Below are 1,100 nucleotides of genomic sequence, written 5' to 3' on the forward strand. Positions count from 1 at the left end.
ACATCACCCTTCGGTATTTTTACAACCGAAAAAACGCCGAATAAAAGAATATGATTGGGACGATTTGCACGGTGTTATTATTCATAATATGTCACGTAATGCCTTAAGTTCAACCGTGTTAATGGTGTGCCAACCGGGCACGCACCAAGTGATAGATCATATTATGTTAGATCCTATGCGAGCCGGTGCAGGAAGTACATTTGTTTGGGGATGGATCAATAGTTTTATGGTGCATTATAAATCTGCCAATATCGATGACGGCGAATATAAGTCAGATCAAGAAGCGGAATTTAAAGCCCATAGGATTGAAGGTGAAGGTTGGCCCGAATGGATGCTCGAAGCATTTAATGCTACATCGCAAGAAGAGCTCGCCGAAATCAAACAACGGCACCATATAACGGAATAACTCAGATGATTAAGGAATAATTATGCCATCAAAATACCGCCCACAAATCTTTGGTTGGTTTGGGGATCTAGATAAAGGTCCACGTTTAGTGCCCCTGCATGACGATCGCTTAAGTTATGCCAATAATACCTATTGTGCCTTTATTCGTCAGGATCACAATGATCAGATTTTTTATGGTTGCCTTTGTTTTTTTTGTGTTATTTGTGGGTGTGTAGCTATTATTGGATGTCTTTGGTTATTGCTACACCATGATAACTCTAAAATAGAATTTATTGATATGGTAGTAATTTTGGGTTTTATTACCTGTTGTGCCGCTATGTATTATGTTATTCCTCAACTGTATCATTATCTATTCTCCCGCTATGGCAGCCCCATTATATTTAATCGTAAAACGGGTAAAGTCTATGTTAATGAAAGTTACTTTTTTAACTTTAAGTTTTTACATCACCCTTCGGTATTTTTACAACCGAAAAAACGCCGAATAAAAGAATATGATTGGGACGATTTGCACGGTGTTATTATTCATAATATGTCACGTAATGCCTTAAGTTCAACCGTGTTAATGGTGTGCCAACCGGGCACGCACCAAGTGATAGATCATATTATGTTAGATCCTATGCGAGCCGGTGCAGGAAGTACATTTGTTTGGGGATGGATCAATAGTTTTATGGTGCATTATAAATCTGCCAATATC

General features: G+C 38.4%; 2 protein-coding genes. Both read left to right on the plus strand.

Annotated elements, in window-relative coordinates; genetic code table 11:
- Positions 1–406 (plus strand): DUF6708 domain-containing protein (locus A9G48_RS11575; protein WP_218057812.1); only part of this gene is annotated, 406 nt, incomplete at its 5' end.
- Between the two features lie 22 nt (positions 407–428).
- A partial coding sequence (locus tag A9G48_RS05540; RefSeq protein ID WP_065575903.1) for a DUF6708 domain-containing protein occupies positions 429–1,100 on the plus strand: 672 nt, incomplete at its 3' end.

The sequence above is a fragment of the Gilliamella sp. wkB18 genome (genome assembly GCF_001690875.1).
GTDB classification, from domain to species: Bacteria; Pseudomonadota; Gammaproteobacteria; order Enterobacterales; family Orbaceae; genus Gilliamella; species Gilliamella apicola_A.